Source organism: Paenibacillus chitinolyticus NBRC 15660, from assembly GCF_000739915.1.
GTDB classification, from domain to species: domain Bacteria; phylum Bacillota; class Bacilli; order Paenibacillales; family NBRC-103111; genus Paenibacillus_F; species Paenibacillus_F chitinolyticus.
Window position 1 is genome coordinate 206,767 of sequence record NZ_BBJT01000007.1, and the last position, 20,436, is coordinate 227,202.

Sequence of the window (20,436 nt, forward strand, 5' to 3'; positions counted from 1 at the left end):
TCCCCCGGACGTCATTTCCACAGAGCGGTTGCGTGTAACCGTTTTTTTACCCAGATACTACGTTCTACAAGCCGCCGGATTGTCCTCCTCCAACCGTATTCAAATAATTGATTAGGTTAAAAGAAAATGTTTTCAAGACGGCACAAAAACATCCCGGCTCGGGAGTGCCGGAATGTAGTGGGCCGCATTTGCCATTTTTCTGACACAATAGATCTTTAAACTGGGGGTTTAGAGAGCAGGAAGCGCCGTATAGTTATTACCAGGGCGTCCGCCTTCTCCCGCTGATATACTAACGGTGATAGAAAGGAAGCGGACCGACTATGAAAAAAGTGCTGATTATCGAAGATGAAGCGCCGATTGCCCGCATTTTGCAGGCTTATCTGGAGCGTGAACCCTATAGCGTAAAATGGAATCCCGGAGACGGCGGCATGCTGGACTTGTTCCTGACCTGGAAGCCGGACCTGGTTCTCCTGGACTTGATGCTGCCCGACCTCGACGGACTGGACGTCCTGAAACAGATCCGGCAGCACGGAAGCTGTCCGGTCATTATCCTGACGGCCCGCGGTTCCGTACCGGACCGGCTTCAAGGGCTCCAGCAGGGAGCGGACGATTACATCCCCAAGCCGTTCGATCCCGACGAGGTGATCGCCCGGGTGCAGGCGGTGCTCCGACGCTCCGCCTATATGGCTGACAGCCGGACTGTCCGGCTTGGCAGCTTGGTCGTCGATTTTACGGCGTGCACGGTTTATTTGCATGACAAGCTGCTCCCGCTGTATCCGCGCGACTGGAGCCTGCTCGCCTTTCTGATCAAGCATCCCAACCAATGCTTCAGCCGCGAGCAGCTGCTCGACCGGGTGTGGGGCATGGACTACGAAGGAGGCGACCGCGTCGTGGACACGACGATCAAGCGGCTTCGTCAGTGCCTCCAGGACTGGCCTTCTTCCGAAGGGGAAATTCTTACCATACGGGGATTGGGGTACTCGCTGCATGTTCACTAAACCGCAAACACAACCGCAAACGATGCCCATGCTGCGTTTCTGGACCTGGCGCTATGCGCTGATTCTGTTTATCACCCTGCTCATCGTCAGTCTTATTGCGGGCGTCTGGATCACAAGCAACGCGAACCGGCAAAGTTACGAGGTGCTCCAGGCCAGAGCGGAGCAGCTCGCCGATTCCTACGCCCGGGTGATGACGCTTTATCCATTAAGCGGCCCTGCCCAGACTCAGGGAAGCATTCGCACCGAAGTGCGCGCGAACCCGGCCGTCAAAGTCTCCCCCTCCACCACTTCCTTTAATGTCATCAGCCCGATTGAGGTTGCACGGCCTCTGGGCGATGAAATGATGCAGATCGTTAACAGGCAGGGTAACCTCGATACGTTCAGCAGCAGCGGTGCCCAGTACGACAACGCGGAACGCCCCGGCGGATACGCTGCGGTGCTGAAAGGGCAGACCGACCGCGAAAGCTTCTCCCTGAACGACCGGACCTGGCTGCGGGTAGGCGTGCCGCTAATGGATCGCGGCAGTGTAATAGGTGCTCTGTATCTGAGCACGCCCACACCCGACAATGCGGAACAGACCCGGCAGACTTACGTGATCGCCGTTCTGATTACGCTGGGTCTTGCGCTGGGCGGCTGGACCGCTATTTACCTGCTGCTCCGCAAGCTCACGAGGCCGCTCCGGCAGCTAGCCAATGCCGCTCTTCAAGTAGCCGACGGGCACTATGCTCCTGTCCTGCCGGTCGCCCCCATGAAAGAAAGGGAGCTTATGCAGCTATTTACTTCCTTTAACGAAATGACCTCCCGGCTCCGGCAGCTGGAGCAGATGCGGACCGACCTCCTCGCCGGAGTGTCACACGAGCTGCGCACCCCGCTCACTTCCATCCGCGGAATGGTCCAGGCCGTCCACGGTAAGGTGGTCACCGGAGGCGAAGCGAACGAATTTCTGGAGATTTCTCTCGAAGAAACTAAGCGGATGCAGAAAATGATCGACGATATGCTGGAGTTCTCGTCTCTGGAAGCGGGAGCTGTCCACTCCGAGAAGACAACGGTGGATCTCTCCCTGCTCGTGACTCATCTTGTGCAGCAGTTAAGCTCCCTGCCCGCCTGCGCCAATGTTCGCGTCGAGACGGTCCTCCCTGCGGAGACAATCCGGCTGCTTGGGGATCAAGGGCAGCTTAAACAAATGCTCATGAATTTGATTATGAACAGTACGGCGGCGGGTTCAACCTCGATCACCGTGCACGCCTATCCCCTCGGTTCCATGATTCACGTAGATGTGAAAGACAACGGCAGCGGAATCAGGGAATCCGAAGTGCCGCATATTTTCGAGAGATATTACCGGGGAGACAGCCGGAGGAAGAAGAAGCAGGGGCTCGGTCTGGGCCTCCCCCTCAGCAGACTGCTCGCCCAGGCCAACGGCGGGGAGCTGGCCCTTCAGGAGACATCGCCCAAAGGAACGGTTTTCAAGCTCACCCTGCCTGCCGTCTGACCCTCCTTCTCATACCCGTCCCGACCTAAGCCGTTCCGCTTCCTAAGCCGGAACGGCTTTTTGCCTTGGAAGTTTGGGAACTTTTGAAGCTCTGAGACTCCGGCCCATTTCCGGGCGTTCTGTTCGTTACCGCAATCTTTCTCCGCTGCCATATTCCCAACACAATGGGCCTGTATAGTCTTACCTGTAGCCGGCCCCGACAGTCGACATTCACAGATAGAGAGCCGGTTAATCCGATCGCGATGCGATCCAAACTAGGGAGGAATCACTATGAAAAAGAAGTTGGCAATGGGAACGATGGCTTTGGCGGTTTTTGCAATGGCGGGCTCCGCTTATGCGGCGCAACCTGAGGCTTCTGCCCCTGCATTCACAAAAGCGGCCACTGCGATCTCCGCAGTAAAGGGCAGCACAGCTGTCTTCAATGAGGTTAAATTACCTCAGGGCGTCAGCTTCGAGGAATTTGCCAAAAAGCAAGGCCTGACCGCCGAACAGCTCATCGAAAAATTGAAAAAGGACGGCACGCTTGACCACTTGGCCGAAGCAAAGGGACAAACCGTTGAAGAGGCCGCTGAGTTTTTAAAGAAAAACGGACTATTCGCGGCAAGCCATAACGCTCTAGCCATCAGTACTTTTTCCCCTGCGGAGCAGGGAGACGGAAAAACGGACGGCACTGCAGGGAACACCATCAAAGCCGTGCTTTTAGAAAAAAACGTGACAAACGACAAAGGCCAAACAGCCGAGACCGTAGAGGATATCGCGCTCCCTCCAAGCTTGAGCTTCGAGGAATTCGCCAAGGCGCAAGGCTTGACCGTCGACGAACTGATCGCCCGATTGAAAGAGGACGGAACCCTGGGCACCATCGCCAAGGCAAACGGACAATCTGTCGAAGAAACGATCGAATTTGTGAAAAAGAACGGTTTGTTTGCGGCCGCCGGGAAGGCTTCCCTCTTCAGCACGATCATCTCGTCAGTGGACGGCGGTACAGTGGCTAGAGGGGCTGTCCAAGCAATTAAGCTCGATTCCAAGTAACCGGCGCAGTCGTCGGGACCGTAAGGGCACGCCGCAATCGTTTCAACATTCTTGTGTGCTCTGTCCGATAGGTTCTGCCCGATCGTATAGGTCTAGGTCAACCTGACAAATGGCTAGAAGAAACGGCAGGCCCCTAAAATAAAAAGCTGCCCCGATAGGTCCGATGACCACGGGGCAGCTCTTCTTTTATTCAAAAGAGAGACTTGAACGGTATTGCTGCTGTTCGTACGGGAATGCGTGTCGACGGTTGTGCCCGGGGGCCGGTGCTGCCGAGCGCGTCCCTCGCGTTCGTTATTTTCGCGGATCCTTCACCAGAATTCCCCGGTAAGCAACCGAAATGGCCTGGTCGAGCATATTGGCTCCGGTCATAAGCGGACTACCGCTCACCGTTCTTGCCGCCGAGTCAGGAATAAATCGGTTCACCGCGCTCATATAATTCGTTAGCTGGGTAGCGGTTAAATCGTCCCGCATCAGGATGCCGATCTTGGTCAGCGCCTGGGGCACGCCGATCTGCCAGTGGTACCAGTTGCCGTAAGGAGCCACGGTCGTGTTGTACTTCTGCGTATAAAGCCAGTCGAGGGCGCTCAGCACGTCATTTTTCAGAGCCGTATTTCCGTAGAAGGAAGAACCCTGCGTGTAGTAAACCGTAATCATGGAAAGCAGGCGGTTGTACGAATTGGTGATATCGCCCGATTTTGTATAACTGTCCGTGCTGGTAAAAGGGAGGTCGACCCACAAATAAGTCCGGTCCGCACCGCGGTTCAGGATATCCCAAACTCCTTTACCGCTGGAACAAGGGGCCGAAGCCGCCGCACACGAAGAAACGGCGCTGTCCATTTTGGCGAGTTTGCTGCGGAGCACGGGGTCCGAAACGGGAAGGGAATATTGATCGTCCCCCAGAATCAAATGCAGCAGCCTCAAACGCACGCCGTCACAAGGGTCCTCCGCCCGGACCGGACGCGCGCCTGCGCCGAGCAGCGTCGAATACAAGGGAAAAACAAAGGATCACGGAAAGATAAGGCGCTTTGGTCAGACGGTACATGGTCATACCTCCTCCATTTTATCAAAACTTAATGAAAGCGTTATCTTTTCCGTCATACGGAATTGTAAAGCCCTACACGTGCAAGATTTTTACTTTTATCGGCCTGATTTCGACTTCCAAATTTTACATTTTTGACTTGAATAGCATTTTTTTAGTAATCTAGTAGAGTGCCCTCTTACACCACTCACGTCATTATAAGCATTCTTTGCCCTCCGAGATTGTAACTTATGACACCTGGGTATTATATCTTGTGGGAAAAACTTACTTGGCTCCGCCCAAAAAGAGAATCGTTTAAACAGGGGAGATTGGTATATGCCGGCTATCGACAAGCAGAAGATCGTGGAAAGTGTACCCCAGAAGGGGTTTTTCGGACATCCCAAGGGACTGTTCACCTTATTTTTTACCGAGTTTTGGGAGCGGTTTTCCTATTACGGAATGAAAGCCATCCTTGTTTTCTACATGTATTACGAAGTGACCCGCGGCGGTCTCGGCTTCCCGGAAGGAACCGCACTGGCCATTGTGTCCATTTACGGTTCCCTCGTGTATATGTCGGGGATCATCGGAGGTTGGCTCGCCGACCGGCTGCTCGGAACTTCACGGGCCGTGTTCTACGGCGGGATTCTGATCATGTTCGGGCATCTCGTGCTGGCCGTGCCGGGGAACGTCGCTCTCTTCTTCGTCTCGATGGTGCTGATCGTGCTCGGCACCGGGCTGCTCAAGCCTAACGTATCCAGTGTCGTAGGTGAAATCTACAGCGAGCAGGATACCCGCCGCGATTCCGGCTTCAGTATTTTCTATATGGGGATTAATCTGGGCGGCTTCCTCTCTCCGCTTATCGTGGGAACGGTGGGAATGAAGAACTTCCACCTCGGCTTCGGTCTGGCGGCTATCGGGATGTTCCTCGGGCTGGTCTTGTTCGTTTCGACTAAGAAAAAGAACCTCGGGCTGGCCGGAACCGTTGTGGCCAATCCCATGTCCCCGGCCGAGAAGAAGAAAGTCTTCACGATTATGGGGATAGGAATCGTCGTGGCGGCCATCCTGGTTGCCATCGCCATCCCGGCGGGTCTTCTGACCTTCTCAACGTTTATCAAGCTGATCGGGGTGCTCGGTCTTCTTATTCCGACGATTTACTTCATCGTTATGTACAGAAGCCCCAAAACCACCGCCGTAGAACGCTCGCGGCTCGTGGCTTATATCCCGCTGTTTATCGCGGCGATCATGTTCTGGGCCATTCAGGAGCAGGGCTCCACGATTCTGGCCAACTACGCGGATAAACGGACCCAACTGGACTTCATGGGCCTGAACATTTCGCCGGCCTGGTTCCAGTCGCTCAACCCGCTGTTCATTATCATTTTTGCGCCTATCTTCGCGTGGCTGTGGATGCGGCTCGGCAACCGCCAGCCGACGATTCCGAAGAAGTTCTCGCTCGGCCTGCTGTTCGCCGGCTTGTCCTTCCTCGTCATCCTGCTGCCGGCCTACTTCGGCGGTGGCGCTCTGGTGAACCCGCTGTGGCTGGTGCTCAGCTACTTCATCGTCGTAGTCGGCGAGCTATGCTTGTCGCCGGTCGGCCTGTCCGCTACGACGAAGCTTGCGCCTGCGGCCTTTACGGCCCAGACGATGAGCCTGTGGTTCCTGTCCAACGCGGCGGCCCAAGCGATCAACGCGCAGATCGTCAAGTTCTATACGCCCGAGACGGAGATGCTTTATTTCGGCGTCATCGGCGGAGCCGCGATTGTGCTCAGCCTGCTGCTCTACGTGTTGTCTCCGAAAATTCAAAGCTACATGAAGGGGATAAAATAAGATTTTACAGGAAACCTCCGGTTCGAACCGGAGGTTTTTTTATGTTTCCGGAGTTTATAGGCAGCGATATTGAAGATGTTACGGCACATCCTCATGACGCATGACCGCCCCTCTTTTCAAGAGCCACTCCTGCCATTCACCCTAACTTTAGAACTATTGACAATAAATTCCTAGTGAATTACGCTATTTCTAGAAACACTAAAATACGACGACTTCTTGAAAGCGGGTTTTACGCAGTGACCGATGATTATGCGGTTAAAGTCTACAAAGCGCTCGGTGAAATCACACGTCTGCAGATCGTCAAAGCGCTGGTGAAACAACGGGAACTGGCCTGTCTGGAGATGGCCGAACTGTTGAAAATCACGGCCGCTTCCACTTTGACGCACCACTTGAAGCCACTGCTAGAGAGTGGAGTGATTGCCGTCCGCAAGGAGGGAACGTTCCGTTACTACCGCATCCAGCGGCATGTTCTTGAGCAATACGCGCCTTATCTGCTTGGAGAGTAGAGCGGCACACTTTTTATTTCGGTATTTGCAAAAATATAAAATTATCGAAAAACGGAGGAGAGTTACGATGGCTGAAAACAAAGAACTCTTTGAAGCAACCGGCATAAGCACTTGGAGGAAATTGCAGGACGGTCCGGAGAGCAAGCTGTTCGAACCGGTGAAAATCGGAGCCTGGAGCCTTCGAACCCGCACGGCCATGGCCCCGATGACCCGCTGTTTCGCGGATGACAAGACAGGCATCGTCGGAGACGATGTGGCGCGGTATTACCGGAAACGGGCTGCGGACGGAATCGGTCTGATCATTTCCGAGGGCATTGTGGTCAGCCCCCGCGGCAAGGGGAATCCGGGAGTGCCGGGCCTCTATACACAGGAACAGATCGAGGGCTGGAAGAAAGTAACCGAAGCCGTTCATGCGGAGGGCGGCACGATTATCGCCCAGATCTGGCACGTGGGGCGTCTGTCTCACCATGAGCTTACCGGAAATTTGCCCCCGCAGGCCCCGTCCGCCATTCGGGCGGAAGGACATGTGGCCCGGTTTCGCAAGCCTTACGACACCCCCGAAGAAATGACGGCCGCGGATATTCAGGAGCTGGCGGGGCAATTCGCGCAAGCGGCCCGAAACGCGATTGAAGCCGGCTTCGATGGCGTCGAAATCCACGGTGCGCACGGATATCTCATCGACCAGTTCAATTCGGATGCAAGCAACCGCCGGACAGACCGGTACGGCGGCGACCTTGCCCAGCGGTTAACGCTGACGAAAGAAGTGCTAAAGGCGGTTATCGACGCGATCGGCTCGGACAGAACGCTGATTCGTTTCTCCGCCCTCAAAGTCGATGACCCGGATTATATGTGGCCGGATCCGGACGGCGCCATTCGTACGTTCACGGAGGCGTTCCGGGAAGCGGGCGCGACCATGATCCACCCTTCCACCATGCACTTCACCCGCATACTTGCGGACGGAAAAACGATGCACCAGCTCGTACGAAAATATTGGGACGGCGTCATAGTGGGAGTCGGAACTTTGAACCCCGAAACCGCCGAGCAAGCTTTGGCCGAAGGAACGATTGATGTGGCCGCTTTCGGCCGTCCCCTCCTTTCCAATCCGGACTTTATTCACCGTGTGAAAAACGGCGAACCGTTGGAGGAATACGACGCGAAGAAGCACCATGGTGTTCTTGTATAACTATATTTAATAAAAATTGTTCAGTAGTCCAACAAAACAAGCCGGCACCTATTAGGGGTGTCGGCTTGTTTTTATGCTTGTCAGTCCGCATTTGCCGCTTCAAGGCAGCACCGGCCGCATGGCCCCGGCACGCTGCCGCCCGAGGCCGCTTAGGCCTGTGACGCTCCTGCGGCCTGGGCCATAAACGCTTTGAAATCCGGAACGGTCGGATTCGCCAAATAATGCCCGCCCTCTACCTGGATCGTCTGGCCGGTGATAAACTTCGACTCGTCCGAGGCCAGGAACAGCACGGTGTAGCCGATATCGTCCGCTTCACCGTGGTACGGCAGGGCATTGTACTTGGCGAAAATGTCCAGCACCGGCTCCGGCATGTTGTTCTTCGCGGCAGGCGTCAAAATCAGACCCGGCGCGACTCCGTTGCAGCGGATGTTGTCCTTGCCGTACTGAGTCGCGATATACCGGGTCAGATTCACGACGGCCGCCTTAGAGGCTCCGTACGCGGAGCGTGTGGCATCCGAGGCGAAAGCGGCCATCGAGGCCGTATTGATGATCGAGCCGCCTCCGGCTTTGATCATATGCGGAATCGCGAACCGGCTGCCCAGCAGGACACTTTTCGTATTCACGTTCATAAGCCGGTCCCACTCTTCGAGATCCATGTTTACGACGTCGACGTCTTTTTTTAAATTGGTCAGGCCCACGTTGTTAAAAAGAACGTTCAGAGTCCCGTACTGCTCGACGGTAAAATCAACGGCATCACGGATCGACTGTTCGCTGGAAGCATCCAGGAAGACGCCCGCCGCTTCCCCGCCCTCGTTCTTGATCGTCTCGGCCGCTTCCCGCGCGCCTTCAACGTTAAAATCACCGATGACGACTTTGGCCCCTTCTCTCGCAAGCAGTGCTGCCGCGGATAGACCAATGCCGGATGCCCCGCCTGTCACTAAAGCCACTTTACCTTGTACTCTTCCCATCTTGTTGACCCCCCTGCAGGTTAGTTATTCTTGCTCCTTGATGTTCTTAAGCAGCTTCTCGTAAATGGATAGGAACTGTTGAATCTCTTCCTCGTTCAGCACTTGGAACAACTCGATTCGAAGTTCCTTGCCTTTCTGCTGAGCCTCCCGGAGAACGGTAATTCCCTGGTCGGTAATCGCCAGAAACACGTTGCGGCGGTCGTTCTCGTTATAGCGCCGCTCCGCGAGTCCCAGCTTTGTGAGCCTGCCCGCAATGTTGGTCATGGCTCCCGGCGTGTATCCCAGCTTGCTTGCCAGCACGCTCTGCTTCTGAGGACCGTTCTGCTTGAGCTCGGACAGAGTGATAATGGGAGAAATCCCTATGTTCGGCTCAAAAGATTTGGTCCAGCGGATGATCGCTTCGTTCGTGAACAGCTCGACGGTATGAATCAGCTTGAATATATCGTTTTTATCCAAAATAGCCTCCTTGATAGAGGGTAGTCATACAAGCAGGGCTGCTTAAACGGGTCAGGTTAGGATGGCTTCGCCGATTATCTCAGCTTCGTCGCTCCACCGTCAACCATGACGGTCTGTCCCGTCATATAAGCCGAATCTTCGCTGGCCAGGAATAAGGCCATACGGCCAATGTCGTTTTCAATCCCGCCGAGTCTCCTCATAGGGATTTTGAACAGATTCCGGAAGCTTCGCCTGTTATTATGGCGATTCTGCCTTGTAATTTTTCAGACACGATATTATTCATCTCCCGTGCATATATTTTAACATCTAATAATTTAACAGTAAACAGTATCTCGGTAAAGTACCCCGTTGATTGAAATAGTCAAAGGGGCGGCGAACCTTTTTAACGTAAAAAAGACGCCGGGCATAAATGCCTGACGCCTTACTGGATTGGTTGGATTTAACAGGACCGGAGCCTGTCGGACGGACGCTTTTATGAACGCGCTTGATCCGAACCCGACGCAGCCGGGGCCGATTCCCAGCATTCGATCTCTTCCAAACCGGGGATACGGTCTTTCGTGAAGACCGGATCTTTGCCCGCTTTTTTCTGTTTCACATAGTCGTTCAATACCGCAAAAGCGATTTTGGATAGCCAGGTGATCGCAATCAGATTGACCACGACCATCAGGCCCATAAACAAGTCGGCCAGATCCCAGACGACCTGAACCTTGGCGACGGAGCCGAAAATAACCATGGCCAAAACCGCGATCCGGTAAAGGCGGACCCAAGCTTTATTGGAATGGAGGAATTCGATGTTCGTTTCCCCGTAGTAATAGTTGCCCAGCAGCGTACTGAACGCGAAAAGAAACACCATGATCGCGAGGAAGCCGGACGCCCACGACCCGATATGGACGCTCAAGGCGGCCTGCGTAAGCTCAATGCCGTTGAGGCTCGGATCGGTATACGCCCCGGAGAGCAGCACGATAAAAGCCGTGCTCGTACAGATGATCAGCGTATCGGTCAACACGCCGAAAGACTGGATCAGCCCCTGCTTCGCCGGATGGGATGTGGTTGCCGTCGCCGCGGCGTTCGGTGCGCTCCCCATTCCCGCTTCGTTGGAGAACAAGCCGCGCTTCACTCCCTGGAGCAGCGCCGCTCCGAGCGAGCCGCCCGCTATCTGATCGATACCGAAGGCGTTTTTCACGATCAAAGCGAGGACTTCGGGCATTTTCGTTATATTCATCAGCACCACGAACACAGCGACCCCGATATACAGGACCGCCAGCACAATAACGATGTACTCGGACATTTGCGCAATCCGTTTGACACCGCCGAAAATAATCGCCCCGAAAATTACCGTCATAATGATGCCGACCGTCAGACGGTCCGTGCCGAAGGAATTTTCGAACGCGATCGTGATCGTATTCGACTGGACCGCATTAAACACCAGACCGAATGAAATCGTAATCAGGACGGCGAACAACGCTCCCATCCAGCGCTTCTTCAAACCCGTCTGCATGTAATAAGCGGGTCCTCCGCGGAAGCCGTTCTTATCCTTGATTTTGTAAACCTGCGCCAGCGTGCTTTCGACAAAGCTGGAAGCCGAACCGATAAGCGCGATGACCCACATCCAGAATACGGCGCCTGGTCCCCCCAAAGCGACGGCGATGGCCACCCCGGTAATGTTCCCGGTTCCTACGCGGGCCGCCATACTGATGCAGAACGCTTGGAAAGGCGAAATATTGTCGCCGGAGACGCTTTTGGACTCGAACAGCACCCGCAGCATTTCCCGGATCATACGGAACTGCATAAATTTCGATCTATACGTAAAATAAAGACCGATCCCGATCAACAGGACAATCAACAGTTTAGACCACAGAAGATCGTTCAACAGATTAATCATACCTTGTAAAAAATCAATCATGGAGTACCTCGCTTGTCGGTTATTTTTTGCACAGATATGATAAAAAACTTTTTAAGTATATCAAGTTTTCTTCCGTTGAGGTAGGCTCTTAGGGCCAGTTTCAGATTTTGGAAATTACGGTTCCGTTGGAGGTCCGGGCACCCCGGAATCCGACTGATCCGGCTGCGGCGGCGGCGAGTAGACGTTCATCTTCGCTTCGGCCGATTCGGCGGCCAGAAATAGCGTGAACAGCAGCCAGGTCAACACCATTTTTCTCATCATAACCTCCGGCATCCGAATGTGATTGGGGTCTCCATATTATTCCCTTCTCTGCAAAAAAAAGCAGCCTGCGCGAGTGCAGAGCTGCTTGATTTTACCGGATTCCGGCGGAGTTACATTCAGGTTATAAAGGCTTGCCCCAGAGGACGGTTACGTCGACCGTGACTTCATCTATTGCCATGGCCGTAGCTTCCCGCAGCCGTTCATCCCGGGCTCCCCAGGCTAAAGGCGTCATGGTCAGCAGAGGCTCCAGCAGTTCGGGGCCGAACCGCCAGGAATACCGGAGACGCCGGCTGTCCAGCAGCCTGAAGCGCTCGCGGAACCGTTCAACGGCGAGACCGCTCGTGAAAAACTCCCGTTCCGTGCCGGCGTATAACAGTTGACGGAATTCACGCAGATAGTTTTCTTCCGGGATGACTTTGATCAGCAGCCCGTCTTCGTCCAGCAGTCTGCGGAACTCCGCATAATTGGAAGGCGACAGGATGTTCAGAATCACGTCGAATCCGGCCGTCTTAAACGGCGCGTTCGCAAGGTCTGCGGCGCACCACAGCGCACCCGCATCTCCTTTGGACGCCTGCCGGACCCCCTCCTTCGCCAGATCCATGCCGACCGCCAGTAAATCGGTGGCCGCCCGGTCGCTCAGCCGCCTTCTTATGCCGGATAAAAGCGAACCCTCCCCGCAACCGGCATCCAGTATGCGCAGTTTAGGGTGGCGTTTGTCCGGTAACACAGCCTCCGTTATCCGTTCGCCGATATAATCGCGTACCGGATCGAAAAGCCCGTTCTCGTTAACGGTTTTCCGGGCCGCGAAAAGATTTTTGCCGTATTTGGTCTTAACGGCTTGCGGCAGCAGATTCAGGTATCCTTCTCTCGCGAGATCGAAATTGTGCCCCACGCCGCAGCGCAGGCTTTTTCCCTCTGTTATCGTCATCTGCCCGCCACAGACCGGGCAACTGAATATCGTTTCATGGGCCGCCAAGAGCTGAGCAGCCTCGTTTCTGTTTCTTTGAGTGGACATGCCAAAAACACCCCGTTCATTCGAATAGTTGAATGAAAAAGGCACAGATAAACAAACCCTTACACCGTTCGCAAAAAAACGGAAGAGTTTGGCTTAGCTGTACCTTTCATTAACGATAGCGAATGAATTGGATGATCATAGTCGGCAGTTCCCCTTGCGTATTTTAGTGAAGAAGCGTTAGGCCCCTTCTCTTTTGATTATAACAGATTTTCTTTGACAGCAGATGGTTTAGGAACTATACTAATTTTATGGAAAAGAATAGAACTTCTCAGACTAACAACAGTACCGGCGCCAACAGCGGCGGCCGCAGCCTCGGCCGTCTGATCCTGCAGCTCCGCCGGCTTGAACGGCGGCCGCAGACTTTCGGAAGCGCGGGGCCGCTCACCCCCAGCGAAATCCACACGATCGAGGCGATCGGAACCGAGGGCGGCATTCTTATGAGCGAACTGGCCGGGAGGCTGGAAATCACTAAGGGCGCGGTGACTCAGCTTATTGTGCGTCTGGAGGCCAAGGACCTGGTGGCGCGTTCACCGCATCCGGAGGATTCCCGGGGCACGCTGATTTCGCTTACCGCCAAAGGAAAGGAAGCCCACACGGCGCATGAAGAGGTGCATCGCGCTTTCTACGAACAGCTCCAGGAGCAGTTGACCGAGCAGGAAATCGAAGTGTTCGATACCTGTATCGACAAATTGGTCACTTTTTTAAAAAAATAAAAAGTTAAAGAATCTCTAGGACAGAGCATTATTTTTTTGTCCAATTAGTTTAGTAACTATACCAATTATCGGAGGTGACCGATTGTGCAAGCAGCAAGAACACGGACAAAGGAACTGCGTCCTTCGCTCATGGTAACGGCTATTTGCCTAGGCGCTTTTATTTCGCATTTTACGGCCGGGATCGTGAATGTCTCTCTGCCCCAATTCGCCGCTATCTTCGGCACTACGCTCGGCACGGCCCAGTGGATCACAACCGGATATCTGCTCGTTATCGCCTCTTTGCTGCCCGTCATGGGCAAGCTGGGAGACCGCTGGGGCTTCCGTCTCATCCATAACCTCGGGTATATCCTGTTCGGCATCAGCTCGGTACTGGTGGCTTTCTCCCCCAACATCGGGGCGCTGCTCGGTTTCAGAATCGTGCAGGCTGTCGGCGCGGCCATGTTTCAGGCGACCAATATGGCCCTGATCACCCTTCACCTGCCCAAGCAAAACAGGGGGCGCGCGCTGGGCACGGTCAATACCGCCGTCGCTCTCGGCGCCATGAGCGGACCTATCGCCGGCGGAATGGTTGCGGAGTGGCTCAATTGGCACTGGCTGTTCCTGATCCACGTGCCCGTGGCGGCGCTCGCTACCCTGTTGGCCTTCCGCTTCATTCCGCCCGCTCCCGTTATGGACAAGCAGCGATCGGCTCCTTTCGATACCATGGGGGGCTTGATGTTCATGGCGATCATCAGCTCTGTCATATGGACGATATCCGGCAGTTCCTCACGGGGATGGCTGTCTCCGGTAACGGCGGCCGTGCTGGCTTCGGCGGCGCTCCTGCTGGCCGTCTTCATGATATGGGAGCGGAGGCAGGCGAATCCTTTTATCCCCGTACGGGCTTTTCGGATTCCCGCGTTGTCCGCCGGCCTGATCATCAGCTGCGTGGCATTCGTGCTCGCCAACAGCTTCCTGGTGACTCTCCCGTTCTACTTGTCCGGCGTATCCGGGATGTCCCCGTCAGCCGCCGGAGCAGTCATGACGGCCTATCCGATTCTGCTCGCCGTTACGGGTCCGTTCGCGGGTCATTTATCGGACCGCTTCGGTTCGGGTTTGCTCGTCCTTCTCGGACTGCTTGCCATGGGCGGCGGTGCGGTTGTTTTCTCCCTCGGCCTCGGCGTGCTGCCTATGGCGGGATTGATTGCCCTTCTGGCGCTGGTCGGCCTGGGCATGGGCCTGATTACTTCGCCGAACAACAGCACCATTCTCCATCATGCACCGAAAGAACACGTAGGCGCTATAGGAGGAATGATCGCGCTAACCCGCAACTTGGGCATGGTCGTCGGAGCGGCTCTGGGGCTCGGGGTCGTCCAAGGTGCGGCTCCGTCCGCTTCTTCGGAACCGGACCGGCTTCTTGGCGCATTGAGTTCGGTTTTTGAAATCAATGTCTGGCTGTGCGCGGGCGCCATAGCTCTGCTGGGCCTCAGCTTTTATCTGGAAAAGCGCCGACGTGTCCAGCTTGATCCGGTGCGGAGCGCTCAACCGGAAACGCACCCTTAGAACCGGCTTTCTACCCGTTCTTCCGTCTGCGCTCCTCTGCCGTTTTTCCCCGTCTCCCGTTCACCGCCGCGCCCTCTCTGTATTCAGGCTCCCGGTCAAAGAGGAACCTTGCCGCCATTTGCCGGTATGCCGCCGCACGCTGGCGGCTGCCCCGCTGCTCCTCCTTCTCCGCCATCCAGGAGGCCAGGTCGGCAACCTCCATCTCCAGCCAATTCTTCTTCGCGACAAACCACTCATCGTACAGACCCGGCAGCAAAGGGTCCGGCAGCCTGGCGAGCAGGCGGCCGGCCGGTTCATACCGGCGATTTTCGTCGATGGTACGGATTTCTTCAAGCTCCTTTAAAAAATCCAGCAAATCACAGCGCAGGAGACAAAGCAGTCTGACATATTCCCGATCGACGGAAACGATGGAAGACCCTCCTTCGAAACTTTGCAGCATATTTTTGAAATGATTCAGATAGACCTTGAGATTCCGCAGAGCCGCTTTGCCGGAAATTTGCGGGAACAGGGCATCGCACAGCTCCTCCCGCGTTGCAGTCGGATGGAAGATCATATACACCAGCAGACTCTTCGCATAGCGCCGATTCCACCCGTCCACCATTTCCCTTCCATTCAAAAAGACCCGGAAAGGCCCGAGCAAATCAATCTTAAGCACCTGGGCAAGCGCCGCCTGCTTTTCTCCTTCTTCCAGGAAAAGCTGAAGCGTATCCCGCAGTTCCCTGACCAGCGGCTCGTCGGCTAAAGGCCGGCTGTCTTTTCGATGCAAAAACTGTTCGATCCACAGCGCCGTCGTACCCGCCTGTTCCACGAAGGGCATATTCGCGGCACCGGGCACGATCAGGAAGGACGCGCTAGGCAGGACCCCGACCGCCAGCGAAGCCGCCGTTACATAGATAGGATCACACTCCCCCGCCAGAACGAGCGTACGGTGGGCGATGAACTTTAATTCCTTCCAGCCGTCTCCCTCCATAAAAAGCTCCATAAAGCCGACATACACATCCGGATTCATCCGCCGGTAAGCCTCCCTGACTATCTGAAATGCGGATGTATGAACAGGGAGCGAAGTTTTAAAGGCAGCCAGTTCAGCCGCTAAAGCATCCACTCCCTCTTTTATTAGCCGTTTACGCTCCGTTATCTTTCTGCGGATAAGATCCGCCGGTATTTTAACAGGAAGTGAAATCAGCACAAGACGATCCACGCATTCCGGATAGGAACGGCAGAACTGGACCGCTGCGCTCGCCCCTATTCCGTGGCCTATAAGATGAGCAGACGCAATTTCAAGCGCTTTCAAAACTCTTCGCAAATCGGCGGTTATAAAATCCCAGTCTAGGCTGTTTTCCTTTAACTCCGTACTGAGCCCATGTCCCGGAAGGTCATAAAGCACAATGCGGTAATGTCCGGTGAAATAAGGAATCAGCTCGTTCCATATCGTCCGGTCCAAGCCAAGCCCGTGCAGGAAAACGAGGGTCTGGCCGTTTCCTTCTTCCGGCGGATATTCATGGTAATGAACGGTTACCCCGTCTTCAAAATGCATCTGTATCTTACCCCCAAACGCGTGCCGCAGGTCTTTTTTCCTATTTTAAAGGCTGCGCATCCTTCCAGGCAACAGAATTTTCCGGTTTTTGTCGAATATTTCCGGCTTTTTGTAACCTTGCTGTAACCCTCACTTTGTTACCATAAAGGAAGTTTTTGTGCCTTTATCCATGCTGTTTATGGGCCGAATCGTGTATTTCACGAGAATTATCAGGCGTTAAGCGCTGTAAATGCGAGCATTTCAACGAAAAAGGAAGACTGCGATGAAAAAACATACCCGCCCCCAAAAAGGCAGCAAGCGCATTGGCTGGGTCCTACTTTTGTCGGTTTCCGTGCAGGTCTTATTGCCTACACAACCTCTTTTTGCCGCCAAAAGTGAAAAAGAAATCGTGCTGAGAATAGACAGCAGTCTGGCCTCCATAGACCGGAAGCTTGTTTCCATCAGTCCGGAGGACGCCACAGCCGTGCCGTTTCTGGAACAGGACACGACTTTCGTGCCGCTCCGCTTCGTATCGGAAGCGCTGGGCGCCAAAGTGGAGTGGGAACAAGCGACACAGACGGTGACGATGGCCACCTACGACCGCCAGATCCTGTTCGCCGTAGGCAGCAGGCAAATAACCGTCAACGGGCAGGATCACGTGCTCTCCGTTCATTCCATTCTGCGGAACAACGTGACGTTCGTGCCGCTGCGCGGCATCGCCGAATCTCTCGGGAGCCATGTCGACTACGAAGACGGATTCATCCGCATTTCCGGCCAACAGACGTCTTCGTCAAGCTCCGGTACGGCCCCGGAAGCTCCCATCGAGAAGAATACCGCGTTGAAGGAGGGCATGTCTTACCGGGTTTATCAACATGCCAACTTCCTGGACGGATTCGCTACACGGCAGGAAGCCGTCTCCTTTGCGAAGCAGTATGCGAACTCAACCGTCAAGAACCGCAAGGATGAGGTCGTATGGGACAGTTTCCCTCCTTACCGGGTTTACCAGAGCGAAAAGTTTCTGGCCTATTATGACAGTTATACCGATGCGGTCAGCCACGCCAAGAAATATGCAAACAGCTTCGTTACCTACAAAACGGCCGCGAAGCCCGTCTGGACATTCGGCGGTCCTTCCAAGCAGCCCGTCTATATCAACGTCCCGCTTATCCGTCAACTTCCGGAGCTGCCCCGCGGCTGCGAAGTGACGGCGCTCGCTTCGCTGCTCCAGTTCGCCGGGGTGCCGGTCGACAAAATGACGCTGGCGGCTGAAATCCGCAAGGACCCGACTCCCTACAGCGAGAAAAACGGCGTCATTTCCTTCGGAAGCCCGCACCGTGGATTCGTCGGTGATATGTATTCGTTTAACAATCCCGGCTTCGGGGTTTATCACGGTCCTGTGTTCGAGCTCGCGGAACGCTACTTGCCCGAGCGGGTTGTCGACCTTACCGGCACGGAGTTCGAAGATGTTTTGCATTTCGTGGGAACGGGCACTCCGGTATGGATCATTTCCAACGTAACGTTCCGTAAGCTGGAACCTTATCACTTCCAGACGTGGATGACTCCGGACGGGCCGATCTGGCTGACAAAGAAGGAACATTCCGTCGTTATAGTCGGATACGATGAAGATTACGTCTACATCCGCGACCCGCATAACAAAACAGGCCGCGTGGCCAAGCAGCCTTTTAAAGAGGCTTGGGAACAAATGGGCCGGCAGGCCATCAGCCTGCTCCCCGAAGTCTGATCTTTGCTTTTTACCACCAGAATCTATCCAAAGGGAAGTGCCGTGCCATGCCTAACAAAATACGGGGAATGCTGCTTGTTGTCTTTGCCCTTGTTCCGTTCCTATTCGCAGCAGCCGCCCATGCGGCGGAAACGACGGATATCGTGAACCCCATCCAGACGTATACCTATGAACAAATGACAGAAGATATCCGGCAGCTTGCCAAGTCTTATCCCGAACTTATCGAATATAAATCCATCGGCAAAACGCGCTACGGACGCGAGATCTGGGCCGTCCGGCTTGGAACGGGCGACGCGAAGGTGCTGGTCAACGCTTCGCATCATGCCAGGGAATGGATGACCACCAACCTGGTCATGAACATGATCGACCAATACGCCCAGCTTTACGTCCGCAATGGGGCCATGAACGGCCGGGCTCTTCAATCCGTTCTGAACAACACGTCCATCTGGTTCGTACCCATGGTCAACCCCGACGGCGTCACGCTCCAGCAGAAGGGCTTATCCGCTTTTCCAAGCGAAGCCCGGGCAGGCCTTCTCGCCATGAATGAGAAGAGCTCCGATTTCTCGCGGTGGAAGGCGAATGTGGAAGGCATTGACCTGAACCGCCAATATCCGGCGGAATGGAAATCCATCCGCAACGATTCCGGCCGGCCGTACTATAAGAACTTCAAAGGGGACGAGCCGCTCCAGACCGCGGAAACGAAGGCTATGGTCGCCTTCACCAAAGAAGTCGATCCGGATATGGAGCTGTCTTACCACTCCTCCGGAAGCATCCTGTACTGGAATTTCCATACCCTGGACAAAAATCTGGAAAGGGACCGTAAAATCATGGCCCAGGTCGCCGCCATGACCGGGTATACACCCGTAAAACCGGAGTCCAACCCGTCAGGCGGAGGTTTTACCGACTGGTTTATCCAATCCCTCGGCCGTCCCGGATTGACGCCTGAAATCGGCAGATATGCCGGGGAAGGAAGCCTGCCCCTGTCGGAATTCCCGCGCATTTGGATCGAAAACAGGGATTTGGGCTTGTTTGCCGCCCAGCAAGGATTCGAGCTTTGGAAAGAGCGGATTCCCGTCGAGTACAAAAGCTTCGATCTTATTCTGACGGAGCCCCTACCCCTTTATTCGGAGGCGGACAGCCGGAACAAAACCGGCGCTTCCCTGACGGCACAGCCGTTAAAAGCGGACGCGCGTCTCGGCAATTGGTTCCGCGTCGATACCTGGCTCGGCAAATCGTGGATTCATGTGAACAAGCCCCTGCTGGGGAAGATCGAAGTCAAAGAATCGAAGGTCGAATTGACCGGCAAAACCCTCATGTACCGCGAGCCCCGTCTATCTTCCGGCATTCTGTCGGAGCTTTCCCCACAGACGGTAACGGCTTTTGAGCAGATGGAGGACTGGTACCACATCCGTACCTGGTTAGGGGATGCCTGGATTCAGGTCAAATAGAGGCCGGAGAGATTGAACAGGAAAAAAACGCAGCAAGGAGCCGCTGACAGCGGCTCCTTTTTTGCGGTTATTCTGCGCCATCCCCGTTATTTTTCTGCGAGGCCAGGGCGGTTAGAAGTTGTTTGACTTCGGTCAGCTCGTTTTCAATCCGGTGCAGGCGACTCTGCATGGCGTCGATCTCCTGCTCCGCTTTATAATTGATGGCAAAATCAATTACGGATTCATGCTTGTCTCTTGCGGCCTGCCGGTTCTGACTCATCATAATGACCGGGGCTTGAAAAGCGGCAATGAAGGATAAGCATAAATTCAGTAAAATATACGGAGCCTGGTCAAAATGCAAAGGCGTAAACGGAAGCGTGTTCCAGGTAATCCAAACCGCCAGAAATAGAGCGAAATAAATGATAAATTTCCAGCTGCCGCCGAAGAACGCGAGCCGGTCCGCAATGCGGTCCGACCATCTCGTCTTTTTGACATACTCCTCGTCCAAATGAGAAAGTATGCTTTTCTCGTAATGATCCACCAGCCGATCGATCCGTTTGGTGCTTTCCTGGTTAAGTTCGATATCGAACCCTTGAATTTTCGAAGCGTCTTCAGGCTCTTTTTTCCATTGAAAATAAGGCTTCTTCTCCATGCCGTCAACCTCCTCGCGAATACGAGGAAGTCACATGAAAACCTATGTTTGGGAAGAGTTGAATACCCGAGGCAGCCAAATCTTCATCGCACGAGGTCTGGACATGACTTCCTCCATGCTACTATCCGGATCCGGTTCTACCGACTTCCGACTGCCCATAAAGATGTTCAACTCCTTTTCCAAATGTTTCCACACCATTATCAT

Annotated in this window: 18 protein-coding genes and 1 pseudogene; 10 read left to right on the top strand and 9 right to left on the bottom strand. The window is 54.5% G+C overall.

Translation table 11 applies throughout. The features are described from left to right. Positions 1–320: 320 nt before the first annotated feature. The 3 genes from PCH01S_RS18135 to PCH01S_RS18145 all read left to right on the top strand — a co-directional run bounded on the left by PCH01S_RS18135 (position 321) and on the right by PCH01S_RS18145 (position 3,516). Positions 321–998 (top strand): response regulator transcription factor, encoded by a 678-nt coding sequence (locus PCH01S_RS18135; RefSeq protein ID WP_042231472.1) that lies wholly within the window; start codon positions 321–323, stop codon positions 996–998. Next, complete coding sequence (locus PCH01S_RS18140) at positions 988–2,487, top strand: sensor histidine kinase (RefSeq protein ID WP_042231475.1); 1,500 nt, start codon at positions 988–990, stop codon at positions 2,485–2,487. Before PCH01S_RS18135 ends, PCH01S_RS18140 begins: the two co-directional genes overlap by 11 nt. 270 nt (positions 2,488–2,757) lie before the next feature. Continuing rightward, entirely contained in the window at positions 2,758–3,516 is a 759-nt protein-coding gene (locus tag PCH01S_RS18145; protein ID WP_042231478.1) for a hypothetical protein, read from the top strand. A gap of 291 nt (positions 3,517–3,807) precedes the next feature. On the opposite strand, the gene PCH01S_RS18150 is transcribed toward PCH01S_RS18145, so the two are convergent. Further along, complete coding sequence (locus tag PCH01S_RS18150; RefSeq protein WP_042231480.1) at positions 3,808–4,443, bottom strand: hypothetical protein; 636 nt, start codon at positions 4,441–4,443, stop codon at positions 3,808–3,810. 427 nt (positions 4,444–4,870) lie between these two features. Here PCH01S_RS18150 and PCH01S_RS18155 point away from each other — a divergent pair, with 427 nt between their 5' ends. From PCH01S_RS18155 to PCH01S_RS18165, 3 genes are all read left to right on the top strand, one after another. Then, on the top strand, positions 4,871–6,358 hold the full coding sequence (locus PCH01S_RS18155; protein WP_042231483.1) for a peptide MFS transporter: 1,488 nt from the start codon (positions 4,871–4,873) through the stop codon (positions 6,356–6,358). 236 nt (positions 6,359–6,594) lie between these two features. After that, on the top strand, positions 6,595–6,864 hold the full coding sequence (locus PCH01S_RS18160) for an ArsR/SmtB family transcription factor (RefSeq protein WP_042231485.1): 270 nt from the start codon (positions 6,595–6,597) through the stop codon (positions 6,862–6,864). A gap of 67 nt (positions 6,865–6,931) precedes the next feature. Next, entirely contained in the window at positions 6,932–8,047 is a 1,116-nt protein-coding gene (locus PCH01S_RS18165; protein WP_042231487.1) for an alkene reductase, read from the top strand. A gap of 149 nt (positions 8,048–8,196) precedes the next feature. Here PCH01S_RS18165 and PCH01S_RS18170 read toward each other — a convergent pair whose 3' ends face one another. The 6 genes and pseudogenes from PCH01S_RS18170 to PCH01S_RS18185 all read right to left on the bottom strand — a co-directional run bounded on the left by PCH01S_RS18170 (position 8,197) and on the right by PCH01S_RS18185 (position 12,650). After that, positions 8,197–9,015 (bottom strand): SDR family NAD(P)-dependent oxidoreductase, encoded by an 819-nt coding sequence (locus tag PCH01S_RS18170; RefSeq protein WP_042231492.1) that lies wholly within the window; start codon positions 9,013–9,015, stop codon positions 8,197–8,199. Between the two features lie 24 nt (positions 9,016–9,039). Next, positions 9,040–9,471: a MarR family winged helix-turn-helix transcriptional regulator gene (locus tag PCH01S_RS18175; protein ID WP_009675904.1), complete on the bottom strand. Its 432-nt coding sequence runs from the start codon at positions 9,469–9,471 to the stop codon at positions 9,040–9,042. 74 nt (positions 9,472–9,545) lie between these two features. Then, positions 9,546–9,680, bottom strand: a pseudogene (locus PCH01S_RS29890) (SDR family oxidoreductase); the annotation flags it as partial. Between the two features lie 263 nt (positions 9,681–9,943). Then, positions 9,944–11,374 (bottom strand): alanine/glycine:cation symporter family protein, encoded by a 1,431-nt coding sequence (locus PCH01S_RS18180; RefSeq protein WP_042231498.1) that lies wholly within the window; start codon positions 11,372–11,374, stop codon positions 9,944–9,946. A gap of 114 nt (positions 11,375–11,488) precedes the next feature. After that, entirely contained in the window at positions 11,489–11,632 is a 144-nt protein-coding gene (locus tag PCH01S_RS30925) for a hypothetical protein (protein WP_169743586.1), read from the bottom strand. A gap of 124 nt (positions 11,633–11,756) precedes the next feature. After that, positions 11,757–12,650 carry a putative RNA methyltransferase gene (locus PCH01S_RS18185; RefSeq protein ID WP_255246852.1) on the bottom strand — a complete coding sequence of 298 codons (894 nt, stop codon included), beginning with the start codon at positions 12,648–12,650 and terminating at the stop codon, positions 11,757–11,759. A 248-nt stretch (positions 12,651–12,898) separates the two neighbouring features. Between PCH01S_RS18185 and PCH01S_RS18190 the strand changes: the two genes are divergently transcribed. Next, positions 12,899–13,363, top strand: a complete 465-nt coding sequence (locus PCH01S_RS18190) for a MarR family winged helix-turn-helix transcriptional regulator (protein WP_042231501.1) — start codon at positions 12,899–12,901, stop codon at positions 13,361–13,363. 84 nt (positions 13,364–13,447) lie between these two features. After that, positions 13,448–14,902 (top strand): MFS transporter, encoded by a 1,455-nt coding sequence (locus PCH01S_RS18195; RefSeq protein WP_042231504.1) that lies wholly within the window; start codon positions 13,448–13,450, stop codon positions 14,900–14,902. Between the two features lie 10 nt (positions 14,903–14,912). On the opposite strand, the gene PCH01S_RS18200 is transcribed toward PCH01S_RS18195, so the two are convergent. Then, complete coding sequence (locus PCH01S_RS18200; protein WP_241688768.1) at positions 14,913–16,436, bottom strand: alpha/beta hydrolase; 1,524 nt, start codon at positions 16,434–16,436, stop codon at positions 14,913–14,915. Between the two features lie 262 nt (positions 16,437–16,698). Here PCH01S_RS18200 and PCH01S_RS29370 point away from each other — a divergent pair, with 262 nt between their 5' ends. After that, on the top strand, positions 16,699–18,153 hold the full coding sequence (locus PCH01S_RS29370; protein WP_053228748.1) for a C39 family peptidase: 1,455 nt from the start codon (positions 16,699–16,701) through the stop codon (positions 18,151–18,153). A gap of 47 nt (positions 18,154–18,200) precedes the next feature. After that, positions 18,201–19,601, top strand: coding sequence for a M14 family metallopeptidase (locus PCH01S_RS18210; RefSeq protein ID WP_042231508.1), 1,401 nt, complete (start codon positions 18,201–18,203; stop codon positions 19,599–19,601). A 67-nt stretch (positions 19,602–19,668) separates the two neighbouring features. Here the strand turns inward: PCH01S_RS18210 and PCH01S_RS18215 are convergent, their stop codons facing one another. Then, a complete protein-coding gene (locus PCH01S_RS18215; RefSeq protein ID WP_042231511.1) occupies positions 19,669–20,232 on the bottom strand; it encodes a DUF1003 domain-containing protein in 564 nt (187 codons plus the stop codon). Positions 20,233–20,436 lie beyond the last annotated feature (204 nt).